The organism is uncultured Treponema sp. (assembly GCF_946187725.1).
Taxonomy (GTDB): domain Bacteria; phylum Spirochaetota; class Spirochaetia; order Treponematales; family Treponemataceae; genus Treponema_D.
The window spans coordinates 1-5,046 of the sequence record NZ_CAMHSK010000073.1 but is presented as its reverse complement, the minus strand read 5'-3'; the positions used below and the strand labels follow the sequence as shown (position 1 = coordinate 5,046).

4 protein-coding genes are annotated in these 5,046 nt (G+C 45.7%); all 4 read left to right on the top strand.

The features are described from left to right. Positions 1-230: 230 nt before the first annotated feature. Positions 231-2,198 (top strand): InlB B-repeat-containing protein, encoded by a 1,968-nt coding sequence (locus tag Q0Q74_RS14045; RefSeq protein WP_294431882.1) that lies wholly within the window; start codon positions 231-233, stop codon positions 2,196-2,198. Between the two features lie 235 nt (positions 2,199-2,433). Next, on the top strand, positions 2,434-2,607 hold the full coding sequence (locus tag Q0Q74_RS14040) for a hypothetical protein (RefSeq protein ID WP_294431880.1): 174 nt from the start codon (positions 2,434-2,436) through the stop codon (positions 2,605-2,607). Then, entirely contained in the window at positions 2,591-3,184 is a 594-nt protein-coding gene (locus tag Q0Q74_RS14035; protein WP_294431879.1) for a hypothetical protein, read from the top strand. The genes Q0Q74_RS14040 and Q0Q74_RS14035 overlap by 17 nt, the downstream gene beginning before the upstream one ends. Positions 3,185-3,590: 406 nt before the next feature. Beyond that, a partial coding sequence (gene carB / locus Q0Q74_RS14030) for a carbamoyl-phosphate synthase large subunit (protein ID WP_294431878.1) occupies positions 3,591-5,046 on the top strand: 1,456 nt, incomplete at its 3' end.

Sequence of the window (5,046 nt, the reverse complement as noted above, 5' to 3'; positions counted from 1 at the left end):
AGCACAGCACAGCACAGCACAGCACAGCACAGCACAGCACAGCACAGCACAGCACAGCACTAGCTATAATTCTGCCCGAAACATAATTTCGGGCTATCCGCGTTTTAAATCAAACTCACAGAAGGGCCGCAAGGCTACCATGTTCTCATTCTGGAAAACTGCCCGTGATGCAGGACTAAATTTGTCCTGCTCATGGGCTTTTCATATTTTAAACCATTCAGGAGTCATTTATGCACAAAATTCCCAAAGCACTCACATTCATGGGTGCGTTACTTGCGCTCACTTTTTGCGCCGTCTCGTGCAAGACAGACGATGACAATGAGCCGACCATGTACACGGTCACAGTCTCAGATTCCCTTGAGCACGGCAAAGTGACCGCTGACAAGAGCTCAGCAGAAGCGGGAGCAAAAGTAAAACTTACCGCGACAGCAGATAGTGGCTATGAGCTGAACTCATACAGCGTAAAGGATGCAAGTGCAAATGAGCTTACGGTTACGAACGGCACTTTCACCATGCCGGAAAGCAATGTGACGGTAACGGCGACATTCACCGCACTGCCACCCGCCACAGCGACCTACACAGTAAAGCACTTGCAGCAGAATGTAGCCGACGATAATTACACGCTCAAAGAAAGCGAAACTAAGACTGGCACAGTCGGCCAGCCTACAGCCGCAAACGCAAAATCTTATGAGGGCTTCACGGCTCAGACAGTCACACAAGTGACAATTACGGCAAGTGGAACAGAGGTGGAAATCAAGTACGACCGCAAGAGTTACACAGTAACATTCAACGCAAACGGCGGAAGTACAGTTACATCACAGTCCGTGCGTTATGGAGCAACCGCCACTAAGCCTGCCGTACCGTCAAAGAACGGCTTCGTGTTTATCGGATGGTATTCGGACACTGGTCTGGAAAGTGCATTTAATTTTGACACGGCAATTACAGGTGCCATCACGCTGTACGCAAAATGGACGGAGACAGCACTGCCTGCAATCACGCTATCTTGTGCCACGCCGACTGTCGCGAAGGGAGATAATATCACGGGCACTGTAGTGTTCAACAATTTTGAAACTGAGCCTACAGCCGTTGACCTGTATGTTGAGGGGCAGGAGTCCCCATTTAAAAGCAATGCTCAGGTAACAGAGGGTGCATTCACGATTAACACGAAGAATTTACAGGTTGGCACACATAAGGTCTATGTGAAAAGCGGAAGCGTTGAGTCAAACCACATCAGCGTTACGATTACAGAAGTCACCTACACCGTCAGCATTGCAAGCGGCATCGAACACGGTACGGTGATGGCGGACAAGACTTCCGCAGAGAAAGACGCGACCGTAACGCTAACACTTTCCGCGAGCGACGGCTACGAATTCGGCACGCTTTCCGTAACGGATGCGAGCAACGCTGAAATTACGGCTGCCGCTGTGACGGAAGGAAGCAAGTACACCTTCACCATGCCCGAAAGCAATGTAACGGTAAACGCGACATTCACCGAGATGCGCACTGAGGCGAGTGGAAAAATCGGAAAGTATGAAAAGCCGTACAAAGTGGGCGACATCGTGTTCTCGGACGGCTCGGCAACGCCGTACAGCGCGGATTTGACGCTTTCAGACGCACAGAAACAGGCTGCCGTCGCAGTGATTTACTATGCGGGAAGTGTGGAGGATGTGCTTGGGGCAAAAACACTTGGCGTGGGCTTGAAGAACACGAGAACTGACAGCACGCTCGCATGGGCAATATCCAGTGCGGCGGGCTACAGCACGAACATCACGGCAATAAAGTGTACGCCAAGCGCATATGGAAAGGGAGCAGCGGCGACAGCGACATTCACGGGCGACACAGACGGAAGCGACAACTGGCAGGCTCTCTGCGAGGCTGTGAGCGACGAAGGCACGAGCGGAAACTATCCTGCATGGGAGTGGGTGAACGCCTATGCCACGACTGCTTTGCTCACGGGGGATTACGCAAGCGGCTGGTATCTTCCCACGGTCGCAGAACTTTCCATGCTGTACCGGGTAAAAGACACCGTGAACAGCGCGCTTGAAAAAGCCGGCGGAACGGAAATCGCTAACGCATACTATTGGTCGTCTAGTCATTACGCTTCCTACTTTGCCGAGGTTGTGGGGTTCGCCGTCGACCTCTTGACCATCACCTACAAGTACCGCAACTTCTCGGTTTGTACAGTTCGTGCTTTTTAACAAGGGAACGGATTGTCAGTCCGCGAAAGCGGACATGTAAATACAATTCCTTTAACAAAACGGCGCATAGCGACGTATTTAACTGTTAAACTGTTGACCTGAATTTTCAGGCTATGAAGTCGCAGGGTTTTCTTGCGGCCTCTTTTTTATATGCAGACATTTAATGGCTGTCTGCATTGATTTTTTGAGCAAAACTGATATAATTTAAATATCTTTAATGAGGAGGAGGCTCAATATGGCAACATCAAGTTTAAAAAAATCTTTTGTTATCAGTTCCAAGCCGGAAGCCAGTAAGCTTGTTAAAATGTTTTCAGATTCGCTCTCAAAACCAGTAAAGACAAGGCCTGTAAATGTCACCAATGCTTCCCCAGAACTCTTAAAAGAGATTATCAATGCAAACAAGAAATAATATTCATACAATCAGGCTTTTTGATTTATTGGCTATGGACGGAGGAGAACACTTCTTTGAGTCCATAGCCAATTCCTTTGTGTCTAAAAATGCAGATGTAGAGCAGTTTTTCCGTAAAAAGGCTGTTCAGGCAACAAAGCTCAATACTGCGGCAACTTACCTTGTGATTTCATACGAAAACAAGAAATTTGATTTGTTGGGATATTTTACTCTTGCAACAAAGATGCTGACCTTGAAGCAAGATTCACTTTCAAAAACAGAATGTAAAGCTATAAGCCGTTTTGGGTATTTTGACGAAGACTCTCTTTCGTATAAACTTCCTGCAGTTCTTATCGCTCAATTCAGTCGTAATTTTAACGAAAGTTCAAAATCAATTTCAGGTGATGACCTTATGGACATTGCACTGGACAAAATAAAGGATATTTTACACTCAACAAGTGGAAAAGCTGTTTTTCTTGAATGTGAACAAAAGCAGAGTCTTATCGATTTTTATACGAGGAATAATTTTCAGCCGCTCGGCAACACAATTCTTTCTAAGGATAATAAAGAATTAACCCAGTTGTATATTATTCTATAACCGCAAGATAAAAACGACCTTCGGATTCCTTTTTACTACCTATTGCCCGAAAATCTGATTTCTGATATAGTATTGCTTCAGTATGAAAACTGAACAGTGCATTTACATGACGATTCTCAAAACTTGTGTTTGCGGTTTTCATTTTTATTTGTGATTTCTAAGGCGAATTCTTTTTAGAGTTCGCCTTTTTTATTAGGCCACACGGATTGAAAAAATCTAACGATTTTTCTTTTCAATGAACAGAAAGTTGATTTTGCGTTAGCAATTCCGAATCCGTGTGACAATATGGGGTTTTAGGGGCTTGCCCCTAGGAGAAGGGGTAGCGGAAAACGCCGTAGGCGGTTGGAGCGAGGGGGAGACTTTCCCCTCCTTTATGAAATTGGTTTTAATAGGAGTAAATATAAAAATGGCAAAACGAGAAGACATCAAAAAGGTTTTGATTATTGGTTCGGGCCCGATTGTTATTGGTCAGGCTTGTGAGTTTGACTATTCGGGAACTCAGGCTTGTAAGGCTTTGCGCGAACTTGGCTACAAGATTGTACTTGTAAACTCTAACCCGGCTACTATTATGACTGACCCGGTTATGGCGGACGCTACTTATATTGAGCCGCTGAACGTTGAGCGTCTTTCTCAGATTATTGAAAAGGAACGTCCTGATGCACTTTTGCCTAACCTTGGTGGTCAGACTGGTTTGAACATGGCTATGGAATTGAACAAGGCCGGCGTTCTGGATAAATACGGTGTAAAAGTTATTGGTGTAAACCTGGATGCTATTGAGCGCGGTGAGGACCGTGAGATTTTCAAGGAGACTATGAAGTCGCTTGGTATCGACACTCCTCGCTCGGGAATCTGTCACACTGTTGAAGGTGCTGAAAAGATTGCTGAAGAAATCGGCTTCCCACTGGTAGTTAGACCTGCTTATACAATGGGCGGTCAGGGAGGCGGTTTCTGCTACAATGTTGAAGAGCTCCGCACTATTGTTGCTAACGGTCTGGATCTTTCTATGACTCATCAGTGTTTGATTGAAGAGTCTATTCTTGGTTGGGAAGAGCTTGAAGTTGAAGTTGTCCGCGACTCTAAGAATCAGATGGTTGCAATCTGTACTATCGAAAATATTGATGCGGTTGGTGTTCACACTGGTGACTCTTTCTGTGCCGCTCCTTTCATGACTATTGATAAGGATCTGGAAAAGAAGCTCCAGGAAATGGCATTTAAGATTGTTGAGAACATCGGTGTTATCGGTGGTACAAACGTTCAGTTTGCTCACAATCCTAAGACTGGCCGTGTTGTAATTATTGAGATTAACCCACGTACTTCACGTTCGTCTGCCCTTGCTTCTAAGGCGACCGGATTCCCTATCGCGCTGGTTTCTGCAAAACTGGCTTCTGGCCTCACACTTGACGAGATTCCTTACTGGCGTGACGGCACTCTTGAAAAATATACTTTAGGCGGCGCTCCTGACGGTGACTATGTTGTATTGAAGTTTGCGCGCTGGGCTTTTGAAAAGTTCCGCGGTGCAAAGGATGAGCTTGGTACATCAATGAAAGCTGTTGGTGAAGTTATGGCCATCGGTAAAAACTTTAAGGAAACTTTCCAGAAAGCTATCCGTGGTTTGGAAAACGGCCGCTCTGGTCTTGGTTTTGCTAAAGACTTTAATAAGAAGAGTGCTGACGAGCTTTGCGAAATGCTCAAAACTGCAAGTTCAGAACGCTACTTCCAGCTTTATGAAGCAATCAGAAAAGGTGTTCCTCTTTCAAAACTTTCAGAAATCACTTATGTAAAAGAATTCTTCCTCCAGCAGATGAAGGAGCTTGTTGACCTTGAAGAGGAAATGCTTAAGAACCCTGGACGCGTTCCAGAAG